General features: G+C 61.1%; 27 protein-coding genes and 1 other RNA gene. 9 read left to right on the top strand and 19 right to left on the bottom strand.

Annotation, left to right across the window (positions count from 1 at the left end):
* Positions 1–19: 19 nt before the first annotated feature.
* The 3 genes from IE127_RS18860 to IE127_RS18850 form a co-directional block, all read right to left on the bottom strand.
* Positions 20–1873 (bottom strand): monovalent cation:proton antiporter-2 (CPA2) family protein, encoded by a 1854-nt coding sequence (locus IE127_RS18860; protein WP_189427346.1) that lies wholly within the window; start codon positions 1871–1873, stop codon positions 20–22.
* A 30-nt stretch (positions 1874–1903) separates the two neighbouring features.
* The gene (locus IE127_RS18855) at positions 1904–2626 is read right to left on the bottom strand and encodes a DUF1013 domain-containing protein (RefSeq protein ID WP_189427345.1); all 723 of its coding nucleotides are present in this window, start codon (positions 2624–2626) and stop codon (positions 1904–1906) included.
* A gap of 118 nt (positions 2627–2744) precedes the next feature.
* Positions 2745–3764, bottom strand: coding sequence for an NAD(P)H-quinone oxidoreductase (locus IE127_RS18850; RefSeq protein ID WP_244640354.1), 1020 nt, complete (start codon positions 3762–3764; stop codon positions 2745–2747).
* Between the two features lie 98 nt (positions 3765–3862).
* Between IE127_RS18850 and IE127_RS18845 the strand changes: the two genes are divergently transcribed.
* Both IE127_RS18845 and rcdA read left to right on the top strand, forming a co-directional pair.
* On the top strand, positions 3863–4048 hold the full coding sequence (locus IE127_RS18845; protein ID WP_189427344.1) for a DUF1192 domain-containing protein: 186 nt from the start codon (positions 3863–3865) through the stop codon (positions 4046–4048).
* 278 nt (positions 4049–4326) lie between these two features.
* The gene (gene rcdA / locus IE127_RS18840) at positions 4327–4848 is read left to right on the top strand and encodes a protease adaptor protein RcdA (protein ID WP_244640353.1); all 522 of its coding nucleotides are present in this window, start codon (positions 4327–4329) and stop codon (positions 4846–4848) included.
* Positions 4849–4851: 3 nt separating this feature from the next.
* On the opposite strand, the gene IE127_RS18835 is transcribed toward rcdA, so the two are convergent.
* Together IE127_RS18835 and rpmE are read right to left on the bottom strand one after the other, a co-directional pair.
* Positions 4852–5172 carry a YnfA family protein gene (locus tag IE127_RS18835; RefSeq protein WP_189427343.1) on the bottom strand — a complete coding sequence of 107 codons (321 nt, stop codon included), beginning with the start codon at positions 5170–5172 and terminating at the stop codon, positions 4852–4854.
* Positions 5173–5243: 71 nt separating this feature from the next.
* The gene (rpmE, locus tag IE127_RS18830; RefSeq protein ID WP_189427342.1) at positions 5244–5465 is read right to left on the bottom strand and encodes a 50S ribosomal protein L31; all 222 of its coding nucleotides are present in this window, start codon (positions 5463–5465) and stop codon (positions 5244–5246) included.
* 183 nt (positions 5466–5648) lie between these two features.
* On the opposite strand from rpmE, the gene IE127_RS18825 reads away from it, so the two are divergent.
* Positions 5649–7469, top strand: a complete 1821-nt coding sequence (locus IE127_RS18825) for an ABC transporter transmembrane domain-containing protein (protein WP_189427341.1) — start codon at positions 5649–5651, stop codon at positions 7467–7469.
* Positions 7470–7479: 10 nt separating this feature from the next.
* On the opposite strand, the gene IE127_RS18820 is transcribed toward IE127_RS18825, so the two are convergent.
* From IE127_RS18820 to ssrS, 8 genes are all read right to left on the bottom strand, one after another.
* Positions 7480–8505 carry a peptidoglycan -binding protein gene (locus IE127_RS18820; RefSeq protein WP_189427340.1) on the bottom strand — a complete coding sequence of 342 codons (1026 nt, stop codon included), beginning with the start codon at positions 8503–8505 and terminating at the stop codon, positions 7480–7482.
* Between the two features lie 2 nt (positions 8506–8507).
* The gene (locus IE127_RS18815; protein ID WP_189427339.1) at positions 8508–9506 is read right to left on the bottom strand and encodes a flagellar motor protein MotA; all 999 of its coding nucleotides are present in this window, start codon (positions 9504–9506) and stop codon (positions 8508–8510) included.
* Positions 9507–9607: 101 nt separating this feature from the next.
* Positions 9608–10402 (bottom strand): inositol monophosphatase family protein, encoded by a 795-nt coding sequence (locus IE127_RS18810; RefSeq protein ID WP_189427338.1) that lies wholly within the window; start codon positions 10400–10402, stop codon positions 9608–9610.
* Between the two features lie 69 nt (positions 10403–10471).
* Positions 10472–11656 (bottom strand): tetratricopeptide repeat protein, encoded by a 1185-nt coding sequence (locus IE127_RS18805; RefSeq protein ID WP_189427337.1) that lies wholly within the window; start codon positions 11654–11656, stop codon positions 10472–10474.
* Complete coding sequence (locus IE127_RS18800) at positions 11653–12240, bottom strand: thiamine phosphate synthase (RefSeq protein WP_189427336.1); 588 nt, start codon at positions 12238–12240, stop codon at positions 11653–11655. The genes IE127_RS18805 and IE127_RS18800 overlap by 4 nt, the downstream gene beginning before the upstream one ends.
* 97 nt (positions 12241–12337) lie before the next feature.
* Positions 12338–13156, bottom strand: a complete 819-nt coding sequence (locus IE127_RS18795) for a TIGR00282 family metallophosphoesterase (RefSeq protein ID WP_189427335.1) — start codon at positions 13154–13156, stop codon at positions 12338–12340.
* Entirely contained in the window at positions 13153–13740 is a 588-nt protein-coding gene (locus tag IE127_RS18790; RefSeq protein WP_189427334.1) for a 5-formyltetrahydrofolate cyclo-ligase, read from the bottom strand. Before IE127_RS18790 ends, IE127_RS18795 begins: the two co-directional genes overlap by 4 nt.
* Before the next feature lie 22 nt (positions 13741–13762).
* A non-coding RNA gene (ssrS, locus tag IE127_RS18785) (6S RNA) lies at positions 13763–13921 on the bottom strand.
* A gap of 125 nt (positions 13922–14046) precedes the next feature.
* Between ssrS and IE127_RS18780 the strand changes: the two genes are divergently transcribed.
* Complete coding sequence (locus tag IE127_RS18780; protein WP_189427333.1) at positions 14047–14928, top strand: lytic transglycosylase domain-containing protein; 882 nt, start codon at positions 14047–14049, stop codon at positions 14926–14928.
* Here the strand turns inward: IE127_RS18780 and IE127_RS18775 are convergent.
* On the bottom strand, positions 14925–15308 hold the full coding sequence (locus tag IE127_RS18775; protein WP_189427332.1) for a cell division protein ZapA: 384 nt from the start codon (positions 15306–15308) through the stop codon (positions 14925–14927). The two genes, IE127_RS18780 and IE127_RS18775, sit on opposite strands and share 4 nt — an antisense overlap.
* A gap of 42 nt (positions 15309–15350) precedes the next feature.
* Positions 15351–15632: a DUF4164 family protein gene (locus tag IE127_RS18770; protein WP_244640352.1), complete on the bottom strand. Its 282-nt coding sequence runs from the start codon at positions 15630–15632 to the stop codon at positions 15351–15353.
* Between the two features lie 181 nt (positions 15633–15813).
* On the opposite strand from IE127_RS18770, the gene tkt reads away from it, so the two are divergent.
* Both tkt and gap read left to right on the top strand, forming a co-directional pair.
* Complete coding sequence (gene tkt, locus IE127_RS18765; RefSeq protein ID WP_189427331.1) at positions 15814–17790, top strand: transketolase; 1977 nt, start codon at positions 15814–15816, stop codon at positions 17788–17790.
* A 49-nt stretch (positions 17791–17839) separates the two neighbouring features.
* Positions 17840–18847, top strand: a complete 1008-nt coding sequence (gene gap / locus IE127_RS18760) for a type I glyceraldehyde-3-phosphate dehydrogenase (protein ID WP_189427330.1) — start codon at positions 17840–17842, stop codon at positions 18845–18847.
* A 62-nt stretch (positions 18848–18909) separates the two neighbouring features.
* On the opposite strand, the gene IE127_RS18755 is transcribed toward gap, so the two are convergent.
* On the bottom strand, positions 18910–19908 hold the full coding sequence (locus tag IE127_RS18755; RefSeq protein ID WP_189427329.1) for a MerR family transcriptional regulator: 999 nt from the start codon (positions 19906–19908) through the stop codon (positions 18910–18912).
* 148 nt (positions 19909–20056) lie between these two features.
* On the opposite strand from IE127_RS18755, the gene IE127_RS18750 reads away from it, so the two are divergent.
* Positions 20057–21265, top strand: coding sequence for a phosphoglycerate kinase (locus IE127_RS18750; RefSeq protein ID WP_189427328.1), 1209 nt, complete (start codon positions 20057–20059; stop codon positions 21263–21265).
* Here IE127_RS18750 and IE127_RS18745 read toward each other — a convergent pair whose 3' ends face one another.
* Positions 21266–21712 carry a cytidine deaminase family protein gene (locus IE127_RS18745; protein WP_189427327.1) on the bottom strand — a complete coding sequence of 149 codons (447 nt, stop codon included), beginning with the start codon at positions 21710–21712 and terminating at the stop codon, positions 21266–21268.
* A 110-nt stretch (positions 21713–21822) separates the two neighbouring features.
* Here IE127_RS18745 and IE127_RS18740 point away from each other — a divergent pair, with 110 nt between their 5' ends.
* The gene (locus IE127_RS18740; protein WP_189427326.1) at positions 21823–22848 is read left to right on the top strand and encodes a class I fructose-bisphosphate aldolase; all 1026 of its coding nucleotides are present in this window, start codon (positions 21823–21825) and stop codon (positions 22846–22848) included.
* A 167-nt stretch (positions 22849–23015) separates the two neighbouring features.
* The gene (locus IE127_RS18735) at positions 23016–23762 is read left to right on the top strand and encodes a YebC/PmpR family DNA-binding transcriptional regulator (RefSeq protein WP_189427325.1); all 747 of its coding nucleotides are present in this window, start codon (positions 23016–23018) and stop codon (positions 23760–23762) included.
* Positions 23763–23764: 2 nt separating this feature from the next.
* On the opposite strand, the gene IE127_RS18730 is transcribed toward IE127_RS18735, so the two are convergent.
* Together IE127_RS18730 and IE127_RS18725 are read right to left on the bottom strand one after the other, a co-directional pair.
* Entirely contained in the window at positions 23765–24529 is a 765-nt protein-coding gene (locus tag IE127_RS18730; protein ID WP_189427324.1) for a GGDEF domain-containing protein, read from the bottom strand.
* A gap of 80 nt (positions 24530–24609) precedes the next feature.
* Positions 24610–25374, bottom strand: a complete 765-nt coding sequence (locus IE127_RS18725) for a GGDEF domain-containing protein (RefSeq protein ID WP_189427323.1) — start codon at positions 25372–25374, stop codon at positions 24610–24612.
* Positions 25375–25463 lie beyond the last annotated feature (89 nt).

Genomic DNA, 25463 nt, shown 5'->3' with positions numbered 1-25463 from the left:
GTCCGAAGGAGAGAATGCGCTATTCGGACTTGTCCGAGGGGCGTTTGTCAATGTCCGGTATGTCGGCTTCGATAGCGCGATCCAGCAATTCCATCGCGCGCCGGCGGTAGAGTCCAGCGGAGGCAGCCGCGTCGTGGCGCAATTCGAAGGCATCGGAGAGCAATTGCCGGTCGTGCTGCTCGAAGGCCTCGGCGAGTTTTTTCGCCTGCTCCTTTGTGTAGCCCAACTGCTCGAGCGCCTGCGCGCCAAGGCTGACCGCTGACAGGAACAGTTCACGCTCGAACGCCTCGACCCCCATTTCCATCAACTGATGGGCATGCTCACGATCTTCAGCGCGGGCGGCAATCTTGACGTGCGGAAAGTGTTTCCTGATCTGGCGGGCGATCTCGACGATCCGCGGCCCGTTCGCCACCGCAATCACGACGATCTGCGCCTGCTCCACGTGTGCGGCATGCAGCAGTTCGAGCCGGGAAGCATCACCGTAAAAGACCTTCACTCCGTAGCGGCGCATCAACTCGATCTGCACCGGATCATCGTCGATCAGGGTCATTTCAAACCCTTGCGCGCGCAGCATGCGCGTGACGATCTGGCCGAACCGGCCATAGCCGAGCACGACTATGCGCTGACGGTCGGGGATTTCCGGGCTGTCTTCGACGATTTTTCGCGTGTCGAGGCGCGGTGCGATCAGGCGATCAAAGGCGAAAAGCAACAGTGGCGTCGTCGCCATCGAAATCGCGACGGTGGCTGTCAAAAAATCATAGTCCTGCTGGAAGATAGCGCCGCTGCCGAGGCCGAGCTGCAGGATCACGAACGCGAATTCGCCAGCCTGGCTGAGGAGCACCGCGACCAGCAGCTTGTCTGCCAGATGCATCCTGAAGATGCTGGTCAGCGCGAATAGTACCACGATCTTGACGCCGACCAGCGCCAGCACCAGCGCGCCCAGGCGAAGCGGTTGCTCGAGCAGTACATCAAAGCTGATGGACATACCCACCGAGGTAAAGAACAGCCCGAGCAGCAGGCCCTTGAATGGTTCGAGGATGCTGTGCAATTCGTGGCTGTATTCGCTGTCGGCGAGCAGGACCCCACCGATAAACGCCCCAAGGGCGGGGCTGAGTCCGAAGAGCTGAGTGATAAGCGCCGCACCTACGACAAGCGCCAGACCCATCGCGGTAAATGCCTCACGCACGCGGGTGCGCGCAACAAGATGAAGCGTTGGGCGGACGAGGAAGCGTCCGGCGAAGATCGCCCCGGCGAAGGCACCAACGATCAGCAGTGGCGTGACGATATCGCGCGTGTTTTCGATTGCCTCCGCTGCCTCGGTAATCTCCTGCGTCAGTGAGGCGGGATGCGCGTACATCATGCCGGCAAGAAGGGGAACCGCGGCAAGAATCGGGATGACTGCCACATCCTGAACCAGCAGGATGGCAAGACCGGTCCGGCCGGTTTCAGAGCGTGTGATCGCGCGCTGTTCCACCGTTTGCATGGCGATGGCGGTCGAGGACAGGGAAAGGGCGAGACCGACTACAGTTGCAGTGACCCAGTTGAACCCAAGGACAAGAAGAAGCCCGGTCAGCAGCAGGCTGGTCAGCGCTACCTGGGTGACGCCGAGGCCGATCAATCGATGGCGCATTCGCCATAATTCGCGCGGCTGCAGCTCAAGCCCGATCAGGAACAGCATCATCACGACACCGAATTCGGCGACGTGCAGGATAGTCTCGGCATCGCTGACAAGTCCGAGACCGAAAGGGCCGATCAGAACGCCGGCAGCGAGGTAGCCCAGTACGGTGCTGAGGCCCAGAGCCTTGGCGATGGCCACGAAGACGATACTGGCGGCCAAGAGCCCGAAAATAGCGAGCAGGAGGTTGCTTTCCACTGTGCGCCTCCTGCGCGCTGAATGTTCTGGTTATTCCTCGTCCTGCGTGCGCAGCGACTTGAGCTTCGAAAAAACCGACTCGGCATCGTAAGACTCGTGGGAAGGCTGACGCTGCTCACTGTCATCGTTGTGCTGACCTTCGGCTGCTTCGCCCGACCGCCCGGCGCGCGCAAGCGCCTCCTCGGCCGTCAGAAGCGTCGTGCCTTCGTTCAACTCTTCCGGCATCGGGGCGCCCTTCGAGGCGCGCTTGACCTCGAGATCCAGCTCGATCTGGCTGCACAGCCCAAGGGTCACCGGATCCATCGCAGTCAGGTTGGAGGCGTTCCAGTGGGTATTGTCGCGCACCGATTCAATCGTCGATTTGGTGGTGCCGACGAGCCGCATGATCTGCGCGTCCTTGAGCTCGGGATGATTGCGCACCAGCCACTTGATGGCGTTGGGGCGCTCATTGCGACGCGAGATCGGGGTGTAGCGCGGGCCTTTGCGCTTCGATGCAGCAACGCGGACCTTGGGCTCGGACATCCGCAGGCGGTATGCCGGGTTGGCTTCGCCCTTCTGGATTTCCTCGCGCGTCAACTGACCGTTCTGCAGCGGGTTGGCACCCATGATGCCGTTTGCGACGTCGCCATCGGCAATGCCTTGCACTTCGAGCGGATGCAGGGTGCAGAAGGCGGCAATCTGGTCGAAGCTCAGAGCGGTGTTGTCCACGAGCCAGACCGCTGTCGCCTTCGGCATAAGAAGTTGTGCAGCCATGATGAATCTCTCCTGGGGGCGCGACCGGTTTTCCTCCGACTCGCTCCGCCTCTTTGACATGTGCTGAGGGGAATGCTCCCAATATATGGATTGCGCGCTCTTAGCGCAAATATATTCCTCAGTGCGACTGTGTTCGTCCCCAGTCCGTGATCAGAACGATCTTGCCGTAGTGCTGATCACTTTCCATCGCGGCATGCGCTTGCGAAGCGTCTGCAAGCGGGAAGGGGCGAAGGGCTGGTCGCGGAAAGCCCGGATTTGCCATGGCAGGAGCGATCTTGTCGGCGATGGTTCTGGCGATCGCGGCCTTCGTGTCGCTCGTCTGCGGCCGCAGGGTCGAGCCGGAGATGGTCAGCTGCCGGGAAAGGATCTCTGCGAGGTTGATTTCCGCCTTCGCCCCGCCAAGCGTCGCCAGTTCCAGAATATGCGCGCCCCGCGCCGCCGCCTTCATGCAGGCGGCCAGGCCTGCGGCCCCGGATACGTGCACGATGCGGTCCGCGCCACGGCCATCGGTCAGTGCAAGGGTGCGCTCGCCCACGTCTTCCAACGAGCGATCAATGGCATGAGCAGCACCCAGGCTGAGGGCATACTCAGCCTTCGCCGGAGAGGAAACGACTGCTATCGGCGTGGCGCCAAGGGTACGGGCGATGACGACTGCCGCGCCGCCGAGCCCACCGGCAGCGCCTTCGATCAGCACCGTCATGTCCGGGGCGAGCCCGGCCCGGATCACCAGGGTTTGGACGATGGTGAAATAGGTTTCAGGCACGGCGGCGGCCTGTTGGAGAGTCCAGCCAGCGGGAGCCGGAAGAACCTGGCCTTGCGGCACGGCAACGTATTCGGCGTATCCGCCACCATTGGTCAGTGCCATCACCCGGTGGCCCTGACGCCAATCATCGGCACCCGGACCGATTGCCACGACCTCTCCGGCGACCTCGAGGCCCGGTAGCGGCGAAGCGCCAGGCGGGGGGGCGTAAAGGCCGCGGCGTTGCGCAAGATCCGGCCCGTTCACTCCGGCGGCGGCCACGCGGATCAGCACCTCGCCATTACCGGGAGAGGGCACGGGAACACCTGTGTGCGCCAATGCCTCAGGGCCACCCGGATTGCGGATTTCGACTGCCATCATCTCGGTGGGTGAAGACACGTTCACTCCTTGCTTAATGTGTGATCCGAGGCTGGTTGCCCCAGCGTAGCGTGGCGACCATATTGGCGGGTTACAAGACGCGACAGGAGATCTGGACCATGTTCGAAGATGACACCCCCCGCAAGTCGGCACTGCATGAAGTCGGCATGCCGCTCGATGTTCTTTCAGTCGAGGAATTGCAGCAGCGCATCGTCATTCTCGAACAGGAGATCGACCGGTTGCGCAAGGCTATCGATGCCAAGGGTGAGACGCGCACTGCCGCAGACAACGTCTTCAAATTCTAGCAGCTTGTTTATCTTAACCAGGCATTAATGAATCTTGGTTAAGTTGAGCTTATTCAGAGTTTTCTGAATGTTGTCAGAGTGGTTTCTCCCTCTGTTTGACGCCTCCCTGTAAACTTTCGAGAGCCGTTCATCGCGGCTCTTTTTCTTTTTGCGGTCCTGGAATCGTTACAGGTCCCGGCGGCGTTAAATCTGTCTTGGGACTCTTTGCGGCAAGCTGGTGACGTTTCTCGTCAGTGGCGCTAGATTGGCGTATCAGGAAGACAAGCAGCGGAGCGTTCGTGGCAGACGCAAGCGAAAACGATGCAACGGTGGCGATTGGTCCACGGATTATCGCGTCCGGTGGCTTTGACCGGCTTTATCGCGAAGGTATGGCGCTGATCGAGGATGTCGCTGCCTATCTTGACGGGGATGGCCGTGAGGAAAGCAGTGCGCTGTCTCGCGAGGCCTCGTTTCTTTACGCAACCGAATCGATGCGGCTGACGACGCGTCTTATGCAGCTGGCGTCGTGGATGCTGTTGCAGCGCGCGGTAAACGAGGGCGAGATTACGCCTGAGAATGCCCGTGCGGAAAAAGAGAAGGTCAAGTTCTCGGCAACGCCTTCCCAGCGCGGCGGCCCCGGCTATGAAGACCTGCCGGAGCGCCTGCGGCAATATATCGAACACGGGGACCGCCTGTTTGCGCGGGTGATGCAGTTCGACAAGCTCGACCGCGGCAGCGTGCCGGAAATGGATCCGGATACAGCCAATTCCATTGCAGATCAGTTCAACCGGCTCAAGGCCGCCTTTGGGCGAGCCGGTTAAACCTCAGGCGATGCGCGGCGAAAAATAAATGATCGCCGCGCCGACAAGGCATAGGCCTGCGCCGACCAGATCGCTGGTCTCGGGCCGGATGCGCTCGACGCCGGCCATGAAAGCGATCGAGGCCCCGATATAGATGCCGCCATAGGCGGCGAAAGCACGCCCGGCGCTCTCGGTGCCGGCGAGCGCAAGTGCCAGACCGAAGGCGAGCAGGGCGGCCGCTGCCGGCAGCAAGAGCCAGTAAAGCTGCTGGCGCAGCGCCAGCCACACCAGGTAGCAGCCACCGATTTCGAGTCCGGCGGCTGCGAAGAAAAGCAAAAAGCGCATTCACCGTCTCCAGATACGAAAAGGCCCGGCACTGGGCCGGGCCTTGAAAGACTATCGCGCTTGTTCGCGGCTCAGATGCCGAGGCCCTTGAAGCGCTCCTTGAAGCGCGAAACACGGCCGCCGCGGTCCATCAGCTGGCCCGAGCCGCCGGTCCAGGCCGGATGGGTCTTGGGGTCGATATCCAGCTGCAGCGTATCGCCCTCGCTGCCATAGGTGGAGCGGGTTTGGTAGGTGGTGCCATCGGTCATGACGACATTGATGGTGTGGTAATCCGGATGGGTGTCGGTCTTCATGGCGGCGCCTCAAATCAAACGGGCGCCGTGGCGCCCGGAAAGCCTGCAGAAAAGGTGTTGGCGCGCGTTCTACAGAAAGCCGCGCGGTTCCGCAAGTGCCGGCCCATTGGTCGCACCGGGTGCGGTTGCAGGCCAGGGGACAACCTTCTACACAAGGGCGGCACAATCAATGGCAGTCGCATCATGACAGATCCAGCCGCTACGGCTCGCGCCACCGCGGAGAAAGTCGTCCGCGGTGCCGAGGCACCAGTTCGCAAATTGCAGCCTATCAAGCGGATCCTGCCGTTTGTCCTTCGCTACCCGGTAAGGCTGAGCCTAACGATACTTTTCCTTCTGGTGTCGGCGATCTCTTCGCTGTCGATCCCAGCGGCGCTCGGCGGCGTGATCGATGATGGGTTTCTCGAGCGCAACCTCGACCAGGTTGCCGCCTATGGCTGGCTGATTGTCGGCATCGCGGTGATCATGGCTGTTGCCAGCGGTGCACGGTTCTATTTCATCTCCGTGATCGGTGAACGCGTTCTGGCTGATCTGCGTCAGGCAGTCTTTGTTCATCTGTTGTCTCTCGATGTGGGGTTTTTCGACAGGCACCGGGTGGGCGAGCTGACGTCTCGGCTCAATGGTGATGTCGCGGTCATCCGCTCCGCCGTCGGCTCAAGCGCGTCGCTGGCCTTGCGGTCTTTGGTGACCATCATCGGCGCGCTGATCATGATGCTGCTGACGAGTCCGACGCTGACGCTCGCTGCCGCTGTCGCGGGACCCGCGATCGTTCTGCCCGTGATCACGTACTCACGCCGATTGCGTCGGATGTCGCGTCGCACCCAGGATGCGCTGGCTGACCTTTCGGCTATGGCGACCGAGATGCTTTCGGCGAACCGGACGGTAAAGTCGTTCACACAGGAAGACGAGCAGGCGCGGATTTATGCCGACCGTACGGAAACCAGCTTCACGGCGGAAGTCACCCGCCTGTTCGCGCGCTCTGCCCTTGTTGCACTTGTGATCTTCCTTGCGACCACAGCGATCGTTCTGATGGTGTGGTGGGGTGCCCGTTCAGTTTTCGATGGTTCGGTAACAGCCGGCCAGCTGGCGCAGTTCCTGATTTACGCGCTTATGGCCTCAGGAGCGCTGACCAACTTTTCGGAAGTCATGGGGACTTTGCAGACCGTTGCAGGGGCTACCGAGCGGCTGATCGAAATCCTTGAGACCCAGCCGGACATCAAGATTGCCGAAAACCCGAAGGCGCTGCCCGAACCACCTCTCGGAAAGGTGGCGTTCGAATCCGTGAACTTTGCCTATGGTGCGGGCGCTGAAGAGCGGGTGCTGCGCGATATGAGCTTCTCAATCGCACCGGGCGAGACTGTTGCCCTGGTGGGGGCATCGGGCTCTGGCAAATCGACTATCCTTGCTTTGCTTCAGCGCTTTTATGATGTGCAGAGCGGTGCCGTGAAAGTCGATGAGATCGATGTGCGCGAACTCGACCCGCAAGCGCTGCGGCGTCGCTTTGCCTATGTCGAGCAGGAGCCGACGATCTTTGCCGGAACGATCGCGGAGAATATCCGGTTCGGACGACCCGATGCCAGCGACGAGCAAGTGCGAGGCGCGGCAAAGGCGGCATTGGTCGACGAGTTCGTTTCCGAACTGAGGGCGGGATACGACACGGTTGTCGGGGAGCGCGGCGTAATGCTGTCCGGTGGGCAGAAGCAGCGTCTCGCGATCGCACGCGCCATTCTCAAGGATGCGCCGATCCTGCTGCTCGACGAGGCGACCAGTGCTCTCGATGCCCAGAGCGAACAGCTGGTGCAGATCGCACTCGACAATTTGCGCGAAGGACGAACCACCCTCGTCATCGCGCACAGGCTGGCAACAATCCGCGATGCCGATCGCATTCTCGTGCTCGATCACGGCGAGATCGTTGACCACGGAACGCATGACGAGTTGGTGACGAAAGGCGGTCGTTATGCCGAACTGGCGCGGTTGCAGTTCCGGCTCGACGATATCGCCAGTTAGCCTGCTGTGATCAGCCTTCGGTGAGCTTGAACTCGATGCGCCGGTTGCGGCGATAGGCTTCTTCGGTTTCGGCTGGGTCCAGCGGATTGAACTCGCCGAAACCGGCGGCGACGAGCCGCGCCGGCGGTACGCCCTGGTCTACCAGGTATTTCGCGACCGAGATCGCGCGTGCAGCCGAAAGTTCCCAGTTGGACGGGAACCGCACGCTGGAGATGGGGCGGCTGTCAGTATGCCCATCGATCCGCAATACCCAGTTGATGTCGTCGGGAATCTCCTCCTGCAATTGCAGGATGGCGTCCGCCAGAGCATCAAGCTCCCCAATGCCGGAATCGGAAATATCCGCTTCCCCCGCATCGAAAAGAACTTCGGACTGGAAGACAAAGCGATCGCCGACCACGCGAACATCCGCCCGGCCTTCGAGCACTTCGCGCAGGCGACCGAAGAAGTCCGAGCGATAGCGGTTCAGGTCTTGGACGCGCTGCGCGAGGGCAAGGTTCAGCCGCCGGCCAAGATCGGCAATCTCCGTCCGGTTTTCAGCATCGCGCTGCTCAGAGGCCTCAAGCGCTGCCTCGAGGGCGCCGAGCTGCGAGCGAAGCGCCGCAAGTTGCTGGTTGAGGAGAGCAACGGCGGCATTGGCCTCGTCGGACTCTTCCTGGGCATCGGCGAGCTCAGTCCTCAGGTTTGAGATCGTTTCGTCTCGGCCCTCAAGGCCGGTCCCCATGCCAGCGAGGTTGTCCTCGAGCTGGTCGCGCTCGGTTTCAGCGCTTGAAAGGGTCGCCTGCAGCGTTGCGATGGTGGTCTCAAGATCGTCGGAATTTGCACGCTCAAGCTGCAGCAGCTCGGTCAACTCGGCGATCTGGCTGTTCAGCCGTTGCAGGGCAGTATCGCGACCCTGAATCTCCTGGCCCAGGAAAAACTGAGTGAGGATGAACAGGCTGAGCATGAAGATGATGACGAGCAGAAGGCTCGACAGGGCATCAACAAATCCCGGCCAATAGTTCGGCTGATCGCGACGGCGAGCGCGCGCAAGAGCCATTGCTAGCTATCCCGCCTGTCTTGCTCGTTCTCGGTCAGCATCGCCTCGATCAGCTCCCGCAGTCGCCGGTTGGTCTCGCTTTGCTCGTCGATATAGTGGCGCAAATCTTCCTGCTCGGTGCGGATGTGTTTGACTAGGCTATCGATGCCGCGCGCCAGTTCGGCCATGGCGCGAATGGCATTCTGGGAGGAGTTCGACGACTGCATCGTCGTGCCGAGTTGCTCCAGCATTGCCTGGATCTCGTTGCCCGAAACTCCAAGCCCTGTGGCCTGCATCGAGGTGACGGGATGATCGAGTTCCGTCATCGAAGTCATCCAGTCCTCGAGATCGGTATAAAAGGCGTTCTGTGCCTGGCTGGTCTGAAGATCGAGAAAACCAAGGATGAGCGATCCCGAAAGGCCCAGCAGCGACGAGGAAAAGGCTGTCGCCATGCCGCCGAGCGGGGCGGACAGGCCATCCCTCAGATTTGAGAAGAGGCTGGCGCTATCACCGGTCGTCACATCGAGAGCGTTGATCACGCCTGCAACCGACGAGACTGTCTGCAAAAGGCCGAAGAACGTTCCGAGAAGGCCAAGGAAAACCAGAAGCCCCGTGAGATAGCGCGAGGTGTCTTTTGCTTCATCGAGCCGGTTGCCCACGGAATCGAGGATCGAGCGCATGGCAGACGGGGTGATCACCGTCTCGCCGATCCGCTCACGCAACAGTCCCGCCACGGGCGCCAGCAGCACCGGCGGGCGCACTCCGGTCAGTTCACCATCCTGCAGGGAGTTGACCCATTTGACCTCCGGAAACAGGCGCATGACCTGCCGAAAGCTGAGGAATATGCCGACCGCAAGCGTAAACAGGATCAGCGAGTTGATGAACGCATTGGCCCAGAAGAAGGTGACGAGTGTGGTAAACAGGATCGCCGCAACCAGCGCGACGAGCACCAGAAATATCACCATCTTGATCAGATAGACGGTCGGGCTCGACAGCTGATAGGGATCATAGCGTTGCGTCATCGTCGCGAATACCTCGCCTTCCGGTACCGGAATTCGGTCGAACAGTAGTCAGCCCCGGTTGGCCTGACAATGACAAACCCGTTCGAACCAACTTGGGTCAATTACTGAATCGGCTTGAGGGCCTTCAATAATTGCGCCTGTACGGTCTCGTTACCGGCAACAACCTGGCCATTCCAGATGGATCCGCCGGTGCCAGCGTAATCTGTGATTGTGCCACCGGCCTCGCGCACCATCAAAAGCCCAGGCGCCACGTCCCAAGGGGCGAGTCCGGCTTCCCACATGACGTCGTAGCGGCCAGCCGCGAGCCAGGCGAGGTCCATCGAGGCAGAGCCCGAACGGCGGATGCCCGAGACTGCCGGGTTGATTGCCGCGACCTGGCGCAATTCGAGACCGTCATTGGCGGTGCCCTGCGTCTTGATGCCGGTAACGGCAACGCAATCGGCAAGATGTCGCCGGGACGAGACGCGCAGCCGGCGGCGATCGCTCAGCCAGGCGCCGCCTCCTTTTTCCGCGGTGTAGAGTTCATCAAGCACCGGGTTGTAGATGACCGACGCGACGATCTCGTCGCCACGCTGAAGGGCGATCGCCACTGCAAAGAGCGGGATCGAGTGCAGGAAATTCGTGGTGCCGTCCAGAGGATCGATAATCCAGCGGTGCTGGCCATCAGTCCCGGCGACCTCGCCGCCTTCTTCCATAAGGAAAGCGTAGGTCGGACGCGCCTTCTGCAGCGCCTCAAAAACGATCTGCTCGGCGCGCCGGTCGGCTGCGGAGACATAGTCAGCGGGGCCCTTGCGCGAAACCTGAAGGTTCTCGACCTCGCCAAAATCTCGCGTCAGTGAGCGGCCGGCCTTGATGGCAGCCTGAACCATGATGTGCAAAAGGGCTGAGCGGGCCATCGGAACTCCATAGGCTCGTCGATCGTCGAAACTGATCGGGGAAGCGTTTGCCCAAGGCAAACCGCGTGCTTATTGCCCCACATCGCCTGTAGGTTCAAGAGAATTGGGGCGTTGCCGCGGAATAGGGGCAGCTGATACTGCGGCATCGTCTTCTATACCGGCCGCCGGCTCCAGCTCAGGGGACGCGCCAGCAGACTCCGAATTGCCAAGACCCATGCCGCTGTAAAATGCCGGTGCATCGATTTCTGGAATCGGTGCCGGCCAGTAGCGCGCCCGTTCTTCGGCACGCGCCAGCATCTGCGGCGGAATGGAAATCAGCAGACGATCGAGTTCGGGGTCTGAAAACCCCTGGCGCCGAGCCAGCGCACGCCACATCGCGGCGTCTTCAAGGCTGAGATTGGTGCCTTCCCCGGCGGCAAGCAACTTGGCATAGCGATTTTGTGCAACCGGATTGCCTGCATTGGCGGCCTTGCGGTACCAGTCGACCGCAGCCTCAAGGTCTCTCTCCACCCCCTGACCGAGGTAGAGCATGGTCGCGAAATCGACTTGTGCCGCCTGCAGCCCTGCCTCGGCAGCCGCCCTGATATAGGTCGCGCCTTGCTCGATGTCTGGTATGACGCCGGCGCCCTCCAGAAGCATGATGCCGTAATCGTACTGCGCCTCAGGCAGTTCCGAATCGGCTGCTTGCCGCATCAAGTCGGCTGCACGGGTCAGGTTCGGCTTGACGCTGATGCCTTCGACATGCAGTAGCGCCAGATTGTACTTGGCTTCGCTGTTACCCGCCTCGGCCGCCTGGCGCATCAGGTCTGCCGCCCGTTCGCGGTCCTGCTCAACACCGGTGCCGTTGTAATAAAGATTTGCGAGTTCGAACATCGCGATCGGGTCGCCATTGCGGGCAGCGAGCCGGTACCAGCCGGCCGCGCGCTCCAGATTGACCCCAACGCCGAGGCCGTTCGCGTAAATTTCGGCAATAAGCGTTTGCGCAACCGCATCGCCTTGTTCGGCACGCGGCAGGGCGCGATCAAGGGCCGTCAGATAGTAGCCGCGCTGATAGGCGCCATAGGCCAGATCTGCCGGAGCTCCGTCGGAAGTCACAGTCGGCAGCTCAGCGTCCACGCTTTCGGCGTCTACGTCTGCGGCGCCGAAGATAGATTCGCTGATGCGCCGGGCCTCTTCGGCCTCGTTTGCCATCTCCGCAGCCATCGCCTGTGCGGCGATGAGGCTGGCAAGCGCCAGTGCAACCAGTCGCTTCATGCTGCCTCCAACCTCTCGGCCAGCGAACGCAGGGCGGCAATCGGATCTTCCTGCCGCCACAGGTCTGATCCGAGCGCGAGGAATTCGCACCCGGCGGCATCCCCATCGAGTGTTCCGTGCAGCACGGCGGGCACCTCGAACGTTTCGGCCCACCAGCCGCCGCGTTCTCGCGCATCTTCGAGTGCTGGTTCTGCCAGCGAACCGAAGAACAGGTAGTCGATCTCGAGTTCGCCGAGGGACATGTCGAGGTGGCGGCTGGGACTTGGGCCGGCGCCGACGATCATCTGCGGCTTCAGTTGCTTTGCGGCCAGGCGTGCATCCTCGAGCGAGCCGGTGATGTGAACGCCATCGGCGCCGCACTCGCGCGCCATTTCTGCATCGTCCTCGACGATCACGGCGCATCCGCCCGGCTGCGCTACGGTGCAGGCAGTCTTTACCATCGCCCGGAAATCAGCCTCGCTCAGTTCGTTGCGGCGCACGAGCAACGCCGAAACCGGAGCCGATTCGACCAGTCCGGCAAGCAGGGTCCCGAAGGCCCCAGGGTCGGTATTCTCGGGAGTGATAAGGTATAACTGTGCTGACATCGCGAACCGAAATGTTTGGCGGGGTTCTATGGCCGCGCAATTTGGCGAGAAATGGTGCGTCAGTGCAAGTTTCTGTTCACGCCTGCGTGCGCCATGGTCAATCGAAATCGGGCATGCATTGGGAGAGGCTGCCGCCGACGCGCAGCGGCTCTGCCCGGCGCGCCAAGCCGGTCTTCGGGTCCGTCTCGATGACAATGCCAGACAGCGTCGCCTCGCCATTGGCGGGGTTGAAGCGGGTAGAGGCAAGGCCCGTCAGGAACCGATTGATTGGCTCGTCCATCTCGACACCGATGACGGAATCATAGTCGCCGCACATGCCGGCATCCGCCATCAGCGCAGTGCCGCCCCCGAGAATGCGGTGGTCTGATGTCGGGATATGGGTGTGCGTGCCGACGACGAGGCTGGCGCGCCCATCGAGAAAGTGACCCATAGCCTGAATTTCCGACGTCGCTTCAGTATGAAAATCGACCACCACGGCGTCGGCCTGCTCGCCAAGCGGGCAGGCGGCGATGGCGGCCTCGACCGCACGGAACGGATCATCAATTGGCTTCATGAACACCCGGCCGAGTGCCGTCACGACGAGTACGCGATGCCCATTCCGGCCCTCCGCCAGCATCGCGCCGCGTCCAGGCGTGCCATCGGGAAAATTGAGCGGGCGCAGCAGCATCGGTTCGCGCTCGATGAAGGATATCGTCTCGCGCTGGTCAAAGGCATGGTCGCCAAGCGTCACCACATCGGCGCCGGCGTCGCGCAGCAGTGCGAAATGCTGCTCGGTCAGCCCGCGCCCGTGGCTGGCGTTCTCACCGTTGACGACGACAAAATCGAGCCGAAGGCGTTCGATCAGGCCGGCAAGCCGATCCGCGACAGCGTCGCGACCGACGCGGCCGACGACGTCTCCCAGAAACAGTAATCTCATGGCGCCTCGCTGAACCGGGTGACGCCATCTTCGGTCACCACCGCATCAAGCGGAACATCGTGCGGCGCGCGTGGCACGGTTTCGAGCTTCTGGCAGGCATAGGCGAGACCGATAAGGAGCGGTCGTTTGCTGAGAATGGTCAGTGTCCTGTCATAAAAGCCGCCGCCATAGCCGAGCCGAGTTCCGGTGTCGTCGAAGCCGAGGAGAGGCACGAGAATGATATCTGGTTCGGCACGTGGTGCCAGCGCCTCGGGTGCCAGGGTCCCGAAACCAGCGGGGTATAGCGGCGTGCCGGGCTCCCAGATCCTCAGATCGAGCGGGCGATCGTCACCCATGACGACTGGCAGGCAGACAGGCTGGCCGGAATCCATCAGCCGCACCAGGATCGGCTCGCAATCAACTTCATCGCGAATGCGCCAGTAAGCGGCGACAATCTGGCCTGATGTCGGCGCGAAGGCTTCGAAGAACCTGTCGCAGATCTTGCGCGAGGCTTGTGCCCGGGTGTCCTCGGAGAGCGCTGCGCGCTGGTCCCGGGCCTTATTGCGCAAAGCCTGCTTTGCCTGTTCGATTGTGTCGTCCAGCATGCGGCCTGCGGGTTGGCGTGAAACTTGTGCCGCCCTGGCCGTGGGACAAACGATCCCGGGAACCTACATAAGTAGGTGGGCGCCATATGTCCGAGCCCACGGGCTCGGTCAGGGACAGCTCCCTTTAGGATCGATAAGGCCCCGGGGATATGATAGTCCTACACGCGCCGGGCAGCCCGACAGATATAGGCGCTTTGCCGGCCGCTGCAAAGGGCGATATTGGCCGTGAACCTTGCCTCTACACAGTCTCGATTCCGTTCATGGTCTCAGCGCAGACTCTTTCTTCGCTTTTCGCGATTGCTGCTGATGGTGGGCCTAGCTTCGCTATGGTGCTCGGCCAGTTTGGCGGCGGAGGCAAAGTCAGAAACCAGCCAGTCCTGCACAAACCATTCCGGGGAGCGCATCTGCATCACCCGGGACAATTTTGTTGGCGATACCTGTGTCGCGATCGCCAGCTTTGCGGATCGCTGGAATTTGCCGCCGGCGTTCTTCGCGCGTCTGATCTGGCAGGAGAGCCGGTTTGATCCGGAAGCGATCAGTCCCGCAGGCGCTCAGGGCATCGCCCAGTTCATGCCGGGTACGGCAAGGCTGAGGGCGCTAGCGAACCCGTTCGATAGTGCCTCGGCCTTGGCCTACTCGGCGGAATATCTGTCGGCGCTGGCCGAGCAGTTCGGCAATCTCGGTCTTGCCGCTGTCGCCTATAATGCGGGGGAGGGGCGTGCCGCACGCATACTGGCCGGGCGGGCCGGAGCGCCTCTCGAAACGCGCGGCTATGTCGAGATCATCACCGGACAGTCAGTCGAGTACTGGCTCGCAATGCCTGAGGGTGAGGTGGATTTCGCGCTCGATGAGGACCTGCCGTTCGACGAGGCATGCCGGGATATGGCGGCAGCGATACCGCTGCGCGACCCGACGCCCAGCCCGGGAGCGTGGCAGCCCTGGGGCATCCTTATTGCGCAGAACTATTCGCCCGCGACGGCACGGCAGCGATTTGAGCAGGCCCAGGCCCGCTTCTCATCAGTCCTCGGGGACGAGCAGTTGATGATGCTGACGGTAAGGAATCCGAACTTCGGCCCGCGGGCCCGCTATTCAGCCATGGTCGGACGTTCGTCCCGCGAGGCAGCCCAAGCCTTATGCAGCGATCTGCTCGCTGCCGGCGGCAACTGCATCGTCCAAAAGAACGACTAGGACTGCTGGCCGGACTGGACGCCGGTTTCATCGATGGCGGTCGCCACGGCCTCTAGCTTGCGCGCCGCTTCTCCGAGCTTGCTTGCAAATCGCTCTTCCATGCGCTCGAGATCGTTGGACAACGCCTCTCCTGCATCGGTGAGGTCCGTCACATGCCGTTCGAGTTCAGCGATCCGCCTTTCTGAATCCGACAAGGCATCGAGCACGGCAATGCCGGCCATGACGGTCAGCCGGCCATCACCGATCTCACCGACAACGCCCTTGAGATCTTCAACCTGACGGTTGAAGCGCTCAGCAAGGCCGATCAGATGCTGCTGTTGTCCGTCCTCGCAGGCCATGCGGTATCGACGGCCATTGATCTCGACGTTCACCTCGGGCACCGCTGCAACTCCCTAGCCTTGCCGAACAAGTCGGCACACATATTACTTCGCCAGTACGTGGCGTACCGTTTCCATGGCATCGACCAGCCTGCGCGATACCTCGTGCGCACTATCATCAAGGCGCTTCGCCCGTGCCGAGGCTTTGTCCAGATCTGCTGCCAGGCGTGCGCGCTCATTGATCAGGCGCTGCGTGTCAACCTCGATCCGGTTCAGCGTCCGCATACGTCCGTTGAGGCTGCGCACACTTGCCTCGAGGCGCCCCATGGCGCGATCGAACCGGGCGATTGCCGCATCCATTCCGTCTTCGTGCTGATTGTCACCCATTGGCGCTATGGTCCTCGATGCTCGCCGATTCCGGCAGGTTCAGTAAGCCGTAGCACAGGATACATTGCAACCGGCGCGCATTGACAGGGTATCGGAACCTGTTATGCCCTTACCGCCTTCGGCGAAAGGCCAAGTGCACCCTCCTGTGCACAGATTCAAGCGATTTTGAGAGCGGGAAATCATGAGCAATACAGCCCAGCAGAACGATCTGGCAAACGCCATCAGGTCCCTTGCTATGGATGCGGTGGAAAAGGCGCAGTCCGGACACCCTGGCCTGCCGATGGGCTGCGCCGACATTGCGACGGTGTTGTTCACCAAGATCATGAAGTTCGATCCGCAGGACCACAAATGGGCCGATCGGGATCGTTTCGTGCTGTCCGCCGGACACGGCTCGATGCTGCTTTATGCCTCGCTGTATCTGCTTGGCTATAAGGACATGACGATCGAGCAGATCAAGGAATTCCGCCAGGTCAACTCGAAGACTGCTGGACACCCCGAGTATCACTTCGCCCAGGGCATCGAGACCACGACCGGCCCGTTGGGGCAGGGTGTAGGTAATGCCGTCGGCATGGCGATCGCGGAAGCTAAACTCGCTGCGGAGTTCGGCTCCGACCTCGTTGACCACTACACCTATGCGCTTGCCGGCGATGGCTGCCTGATGGAAGGCATCTCGCAGGAATCCATCGGCCTTGCCGGTCACCTCAAGCTCAACAAGCTGATCGTGATCTGGGACAATAACGGCATCACCATCGACGGCAAGGTGAGCAACGCCGACTCGACCGATCAGCTGAAGCGCTTCGAAGCTTCCGGTTGGGCGACGATTTCGGTTGATGGACACGATCAGGACGCGATCGAGAAGGCACTGATCGAAGCCAAGCAGAACGACCAGCCGACGCTCATTGCCGCCAAGACCACCATTGGCTACGGCGCTCCCAAAAAGTCCGGCACGGCCGGTGTTCACGGCTCGCCGCTCGGCGCTGATGAACTCAAGGCTGCCAAGCAGGCGCTTGGTATTGAATATCCTGAGTTCGAAGTGCCGCAGGATGTGATCTCGGCCTGGCGCTCTGCCGGTGCGCGCGGCAGCCAGGTTCGTGCCGAATGGCTCGAGCGTCTCGAGGCGTCAGACAAGCGGGCCGAATTCGAGCGCCGGATGGCCGGCGAACTCGCGCCTGGCTTTGCAGAGGCCCTCGATGGGTTCAAGAAGCAGCTCGCCGAGGAGCAGCCGAAGCTGGCCACCCGCAAATCGAGCCAGAACGCGCTCGAAGTCATTAATGGCGCTCTGACCGAGACGCTTGGCGGTTCGGCGGACCTGACCGGCTCGAACAATACCAATACCTCGCAGACCAAGCCGTTCACCGCTGATGATCGCAGCGGGCGCTACATGCATTACGGCATTCGCGAGCACGGCATGGCTGCCGCGATGAACGGCATTGCGCTGCATGGCGGGCTTATTCCTTACGGCGGCTCGTTCCTGTGCTTTACCGATTACGCCCGTCCCTCGATCCGCCTCTCAGCACTGATGGGCATCCGCGTCATCTACGTGATGACCCACGATTCCATTGGTCTTGGCGAAGACGGGCCGACGCACCAGCCGGTTGAACATCTTTCCGCGTTGCGCGCCATTCCCAACCTTCTGGTGTTGCGTCCGGCGGATGCCACCGAGGCGCTCGAGTGCTGGCAGATTGCCCTTGAAAGCGAGGCGCGTCCGTCGGTGCTGGCGCTCTCCCGGCAAGGCCTGCCGTCGGTTCGCCCGGACTACGCGATGGAAAACAAATCTCGCCGCGGCGCCTATACTGTCGCCGGCAGCCCCGAGGCGGATGTCGTCATCTTTGCATCAGGTTCTGAAGTGACCATCGCCCTTGAAGGCATGAAGATGCTTGAGGAGCAGAAGGGTATCTCGGCACGGGTCGTGTCGGTTCCGTCGATGGAGCTCTTCGAAGAGCAGCCCGATGGCTATAAGGACGAGATCTTCGGCGGTGCCAAGGCACGCGTTGCGATCGAGGCTGGGGTTGGCATGAGCTGGGCGCGCTTCCTTGGCGACAAGGGCAAGTTCGTCGGCATGACCGGGTTCGGCGCTTCGGGCAAGATCGAAGACCTCTACAGCTTCTTCGGCATCACCGCCGAGGCAATTGTTGAAGCTGTCGTATCGCAGATGTAATAGGGCGCCGTCCCTCCTCCCAATAACCTTGTCTTTCAAGGAGCGTTAAATGGCAGTTCGTGTCGCCATCAATGGGTTTGGCCGCATTGGCCGCAATGTGCTGCGTTCGATCATCGAGTCGGGCCGCACCGATATCGAGGTTGTTGCAATCAACGATCTTGGTCCGGTCGAGACCAATGCTCACCTGATCCGCTTTGACAGCGTGCATGGTCGTTTCCCCGGCACCGTTACAGTCGATGGCGATACGATCGATGTCGGTCGTGGCCCGATCAAGGTCACTGCGGTGCGCAATCCCGAAGAGCTTCCGCATGGCGATATGGGCGTCGAAATCGTCCTCGAGTGCACGGGTATTTTCACCTCCAAGGAGAAGGCCTCGGCGCACCTCAAGGCCGGCGCCAAGAAAGTATTGATTTCCGCACCCGGCGATGGCGCTGACCTGACGGTCGTCTACGGCATCAACCACGACAAGATCGAGAAAGGCCACACGGTCATCTCGAACGCATCTTGCACCACCAACTGCCTGGCGCCGCTGGCCTACGTCTTCAACGAGACCGTCGGCATCGAGCGCGGGATGATGACCACCATCCACTCTTATACCGGTGATCAGCCGACCCTCGACACCATGCATAAGGATCTTTACCGGGCCCGCGCAGCGGCGCTGTCGCAGATCCCGACCTCGACCGGTGCCGCGCGCGCAATCGGCCTGGTGTTGCCGGAACTCAAAGGCAAGCTGGATGGCGTTTCGGTGCGTGTGCCGACGCCAAACGTCTCGCTGGTGGATTTCAAGTTCATCACCAAGCGCGATACGACGGCTGACGAGATCAACAATATCGTCAAGGAATACGCCGAAGGCAGCCTGAAGGGCATCCTGAACTACACGCTGCACCCCAATGTCTCGATCGACTTGAACCATGATCCGCACTCTTCGACCATGGCGCTCGACCAGACCAAGGTGATGGACGGCACGTTCGTCTCGGTTCTCAGCTGGTACGACAACGAGTGGGGCTTCTCGAACCGCATGGTCGATACGGCCGTAGCCCTCGGCAAGGCGATCTGACGCTTTCGAACGCTCAGCGTTTTTAAGGCAGGGCCGATGGCCCTGCCTTTTTTGTTCAGGCTCTAGCGGGCACCTGTTCCGGATACGACGACATGCATCCCCTTCGTCCGCGCCCACACTTGCGGCGTTGCGAGGCACAGGCTCAACGCCTCGAAACCCGGCGCGCCTTGATAAGGAAGCACGACATGAGCCGGTGCGTGATTGGCCGGACAGTAGACGAGGCACTGGTCGCGCCCAGTCGCTTCGAGGTCCAGAATAGCGGTTGAACGTGTCGTCAGAAAGATCGGCGGTGCTGCCTTGCCGCGTTGGCGAAGCCAGAGACCAAGTGCAGTCTGGGAGGCGGAATCAAGTTCGGCCTCGATATAATCGATGACATAGGCGCTGGCTCCGGTCGAAAGCGCCGCCACAAGAGCACCAAGCGCCGGTGAAGCGCTGGCACCCTCCCTCACCAACCACGCCATGGCCGTGTTCACATCAGAACTCGACAGTTCAGGCTGCTTTTCCAGGCGATCCATGCCTACAAACTCGGCCCCGAGAGCGCTTGCGATAGAGCCGGCGAGGCGCGTCTTGCCACTGCCAAGTGGCCCCACGATGTAAGTCAGCGGCAATATCTGAGCGATTTCGAACCTCTCGCCTGCCCAGGGCCAAGGCAGGTGCAGGCTCAGCTCTGGTTCATGCGTCACAACATCGCCTATGGCATCGGCTGCGTGCATAGTGTCCTTGTCGAGACGATCTGAAACGGCTCCGATCGCTGAGTGAGCCCCCGCAAGCTTTTCAAGCTCACGCTCGAGAGAGTCTCTGTGGACTGCGAGCGCCTCCCGAGCGGTCTCAGCATCGCCATCGAGGACCTTCTCAATCTGGCGCAGGCTCATGCCGAGCCGCCGCAAAGCCACTATGGAACGGGCTCTTGCGATCTGGGCAGGGCCATACACCCTCCAGCCGGAAAGCGTGCGCGCGGGTTGCAGCAGACCGTACTCCTCGTAAAGCCTCAGGGCTTTGATAGAGATCCCGAGTGCTGATGAAGCCTCCGAGGGCGAAAGGTGTTGGGCGGGAGCGTTCACGACTCACCTCGATTGTTGCTGACCGCATATCCATGCCGGGCATCTCCTGGGGGCAGGTCAAGCCCCTCGTGCGAAAACTTGCGGGAAGCGCTTTCGCGCTCGGCGGTACTCTGCTAGGCCACAGCAACAATGCGATCCGGAGGCTTTCATGAGCAACGCGTTCAAGACCCTCGAAGACATCGATTTTGCCGGCAAGCGCGTGCTGCTGCGCGCCGATCTGAACGTGCCGGTTTCAGGCGGCGAGGTGACCGACGCGACCCGCATCGAGCGCATTGTTCCGACCATCCGTGAGCTCGTGAAGACAGACGCAAAGGTTATTCTGCTCAGCCATTTCGGCCGGCCCAAGGGCAAGGTCGATCAAGATTTCTCATTGCGCATCGTGGCACCGGCGGTGGCGAAAGCCACCGGACACGATGCGCAGTTTGTCGAAACGGACTGGACAGACGTATCGGCGGCGCAAAAGGCGATCGAGGCTGCAGCGCCCGGAAGCGTTCTTGTTCTCGAAAACACGCGGTTTCATCCCGGCGAGGAAAAGAACGACGAGGATCTTGCCAAGCGTATGGCGAGCCTGGGCGACGTGTTCGTCAACGACGCATTCTCGGCGGCTCACCGTGCACACGCCTCGACCGAAGGGGTGGCACGGCTGCTGCCGTCCGCCGCAGGCCTCGCGATGCAGGCCGAGCTCGAAGCCCTGCAGGCCGGTCTCGGCAAACCGACGCGCCCGGTCATCGCGGTTGTCGGTGGCGCGAAAGTGTCGACCAAGATCGATCTGCTCGAGAATCTCGTGCAGCGGGTCGACGCTTTGGTAATCGGCGGTGGAATGGCCAACACGTTCCTTCACGCCATGGGTTACGGCATCGGCAAGTCGCTTGCTGAAAAGGATCTGGCCGAGACGGCCAATCGGATTCTTGAGCGCGCCGACAAGTCCGGCTGCGCCATCATCCTGCCGATCGACGCGGCCGTGGCCTGGCATTTCGAAGCCAATGCGCCGCATCGCCTCTATGGTGTCGACAGCCTCGATCCCGATGGAATGGTGCTCGATGTCGGACCCGGCTCGATCGAGCGGATCAAGGCAGCGATTGACGATGCGCGTACCGTCGTATGGAACGGTCCGCTAGGCGCGTTCGAGATCGAACCGTTCGACAAGGGCACTGTGGAAGTCGCGCAATATGTGGCGCAACGCACCAAGGCCGGTCACGTCACCTCGATCGCCGGCGGCGGCGATACCGTTTCCGCTCTCGCGCGCGCTGGAGTGAAGGACAAGTTCACCTACGTATCAACCGCCGGCGGCGCTTTCCTCGAATGGATGGAAGGCAAGACGCTTCCGGGCGTCGCCGTACTCGAGACATCCGAGTAGTCAGTAGCCCTCTGGCAATGGGTCGGGCCAGGCATTGCGCGGCAACAGGTCACGCAGGAGCACGGCTTCGCCTTCACCCAAGACCACGCGTGCATCGAGATTTCTGGCATCAATCTGCTGCATGAATTCGCGGCAGATTCCGCATGGCGGCAGAACATGCAGACGGCCCGTCGTCGCCTCCCTGCAGACAGCGACGATTTCGGTGAAGCTGTAGGTTCCGGTGGCGATCATGGCGGCGAGGGCGCTGCGTTCCGCACACAGTCCCCAGCTCGCTGTGTCGACGCAAACGCCGCAAAAGCGTTGTCCATCTGATGCGACCACAACCGACGCAACGTCGCCGCACAGACGGTCGCCGGCATAATGCGGGCGAAGACTCGCGGCAGCTTGGGCAATGAGTTCGCCAAACTGGCCGTGACCGGCGCTACTCCGGTTGGGAGAATCTACCATACAAGCCCGCCTTTCGTCTCATATCCCTTGGTCTAATCGACCGTCCGGAACCCAATATCCTATCTTCGCGTCTCTCTAGGCAACAGGAGTGGGAACAAGGAATGCCAGCGATGTCGTTGAACGCGATCGCCCAAAAACTGATGGAACCGGGTAAGGGGATTCTTGCTGCGGACGAGTCCGAACCTACGATCGAGAAGCGGTTTGCGAAGATCAATTTACCCTCGACCCTCGAATTGCGCAGAGACTATCGCGAGATGCTATTTCGCTCCAGCCACGCAATGACCAACTACATCTCTGGCGTTATTCTCACCGAGGAAACGTTGAAGCAGGAAGCGGCAGACGGAACGCCCTTCCGGGCCATTCTGGCCGATGAGGACGTGATCCCCGGGATCAAGGTCGATCGTGGTGCGTTCCCGATGCCCGGCGAATCGGGCGAGAAGATCACCGAGGGCCTCGATGGTCTGCGTCAGCGGCTTGAAGAATATGCTCGACTTGGTGCCGGCTTTGCCAAGTGGCGCGCGGTGATCACCATCAACGATATCGCGCCGACCCGTAACAACATCCGTGCCAATGCCCATGCGCTGGCGCGATACGCGATCCTGTGCCAGGAAGCAGGCATCGTGCCGGTGGTCGAGCCCGAGGTGGTCGGCGACGGCGATCCCGGGAATCACTCGCTCGAGCGCTGCGCCCAAGTGACGGGTGACGTCCTCGAGAACGTCTTCAAGGAACTGCGCCTCGCCGGCGTCGATCTGTCCGGCATGCTTTTGAAGCCGAACATGGTTCTGCCTGGCGTTAACTCGCGCGACCGGCCGAGTGTCGACGATATCGCGCAGCGCACCTACGAGGTCCTGCGCGAGCAGGTGCCCGCGGCCGTGCCTGGCATTGCGTTTTTGTCTGGCGGACAGACGGACGAAGAAGCTACCGCGCATCTTTCGGCAATCAACAAGATCCAGAACAAGCCCTGGCCAATCACCTTCTCTTATGGCCGCGCCCTGCAGAACGTTGCGCTGCGCCTGTGGGCTGGGCGGCGCGAGAACTTTGCGCAGGCGCAGGCAGCCTTCACGCATCGTGCGAAGATGAACTCACTCGCTGCGTCGGGAGAATGGACTCCGGAAGTCGACCGGGTCGCTGCATAGCGCTGCGGCAGGAGCGAAACGTCAATGCCCGGATCGAAACGGTCCGGGCATTTTTCACGTGTGCCCACGCTCGCCAGCGAAGGCAAGACCGTCGCAAGATCTTTATTTTTGTCCGTTGCACCACTATAACGCGGCGCAATTCCGAAATTGACCATCCGAGGATACGTATGGCCGGCCATTCACACGCCAAGAATATCATGCACCGCAAGGGAAAGAGCGATGCGATCCGCTCGAAAGTCTTTTCCAAGCTGGCGCGTGAAATCACGGTTGCTGCAAAGCTCGGCGTGCCTGACCCGTCCATGAATCCGCGCTTGCGGCTGGCAATCGCAAACGCGCGGGCCCAGTCGATGCCGAAAGACAATATCGAGCGGGCGATCAAGAAGGCTGCGGGCGGCGATGCCGAGAACTACGACGAGATCCGCTATGAGGGTTACGGGCCCGGCGGGGTTGCGGTTCTCGTCGAGACGTTGACCGACAATCGCAATCGCACGGCATCGAACGTGCGTTCGTATTTCTCCAAGAACGGCGGCGCCATGGGCGAAACCAACTCTGTCGCCTTCATGTTCGACCGGGTCGGTCAGATTGAATATCCGGCGACAGCCGGGGACGCGGAATCCGTCATGGAGGCCGCTATCGAGGCTGGCGCGGACGATGTCGAAAGCTCCGAAGACGGGCATGTCATCTATACGACATTCGAAGCCATGAGCGATGTATCGAGCGTGCTCGAGGAGAAGCTCGGCGAGGCGGAATCAGTCAAGGCAGTCTGGAAGCCGCAGAACAACACGCCGATCGATGCCGATAAGGGTTCGACCCTGCTCAAGCTGATTTCGACGCTCGAAGAAGACGATGACGTTCAGAACGTTTACGCCAATTTCGAGATGAGCGACGAGGACTGGGCCAAGATCGAGGCCTAGGCTCAAGCTACATCGGGTGAAAGCTCACTGGACAGGGACGCGATGCGGATACTGTCGCGTCCTGCCTGCTTCGCCAGATACAATTGCCGGTCAGCGGTACGCACCAACTCACTAAATCCTGACGCCTCAGAGAGGCTGGCGCCACCGATACTGACGCTGAGCGAGCGCGGACTCCCGTCCGGCGTGAACATGGCAAGCCGGACCGATCTTCGGATTCGCTCCGCCACCTGTTCCGCGTCCTGGCTGCTGGCGCCAGGCATGAAGACTGCAAACTCTTCGCCGCCCATGCGACCGACGAGGTCGCCCCGGCGCACCGTGGTGCGAATCGATCGTGCGATAAGGCACAGTGCCTGATCCCCGGCCGGGTGGCCGTACTGATCATTAATTGCCTTGAAGAAATCTGCGTCCAGCATCAGCAGGGCGCCAGTCATACCGGCACGGTTGTCCAGCATGTCCTCGACCTGCCGGGTGAAGGCGGCCCTGGTCATGCAGGCGGTCAGCGTATCTGTCCGGGCAATAATGCTGAGTCGGGAGTTGGCGATGGCCATGGACCGCATCTTTGCGCCCACAAGAGTGAAGAACGGCAATGCGATCGCCAAAGGCACGACGATGCTGCTGATCAGCGCCCGCTCAAGCGCTTGCTCGCCAAGATCGGCAAACAGCATCGAGTTGAAGATGAGCGTCAGCACCACGCATATCAGCGGTCCAACGATCGCCCAGCGATTGATCGAGGCCCAACGCGGCAGGGAAAAGGAGGAACGTTGCAAGGTGAAAGCATCCAGTCCGAATATCCCCATCTAGCTGATGAGGCGATAACAGCGATTTCAAAGCACCGATAAAATTGTACTCAGGCTGCGTCGCGTTCGAGCGAGGCACTGGCGGCCTCGCTCGTTCGGATCAGCGCGCGCTCGGCTTTCCTCGCGTAAAGGCCGGCGTCGGCAAGACGATACAATTCATCGAACATGAGTCCCTTGTGCGACTGTGCGATGCCGATGCTGATCGATAGCGGCCAGTCTCTTTCAGTGGGCGCGAAGTGTGCGGACCTTACGGCATGGCTGATATCGGCGGCGAGCTCTCGAGCTTCCTCAGCCGTTGTCCCGGCGACGAACACCCCGAATTCTTCGCCGCCGAGGCGGCCGACATGAGCTGTCTGCGGTACTGCGGATTTGATCGCGTCTGCAATCAAGCGGAGCGCCACATCGCCCTGTTGGTGGCCGAACTTGTCGTTCACAAGCTTAAAAGCATCGGCATCGGCGATCAGCAGCGCGCCATTGACGCCGGTCGCCAGTTCCGTCTCGACGCGATCGCTGAAGGCTCCCCTGTTGAGGCAACCGGTCAGCCAGTCAATCGTCGCAAGAACCGTGAGCCGTGCATTGGCATGCCTGATCTGCTCGTGCTTGAGTGTCATGTAAAATATCAACGGGCTCCCCAGCGTCAGCGGCATCACCGTGGCGGCCATAAGTCCGGCAATGCTGATGCCGGCCGAGAAGCGATTGAGGATCAATGTGGTAAGCAACACGGAGACGACCACCGAGACTACGGTCATGATCAACCAGATCACCCGAATTCGCGACCATGCCTGCGGCGGAAGGGACGTGCCGGCGGCTGTCATGATGATCTCCGTTAAGTCCTTGAATGAGCACAGAGTATTGGTCAGAAGTTTACACTAGCCTGCCGGCCGTGGTTTCGATCCGGTAAATG

The sequence above is a fragment of the Devosia pacifica genome (assembly GCF_014652635.1).
Lineage (GTDB): Bacteria > Pseudomonadota > Alphaproteobacteria > Rhizobiales > Devosiaceae > Devosia > Devosia pacifica.
This window is presented reverse-complemented; position numbering and strand designations above follow the sequence as displayed.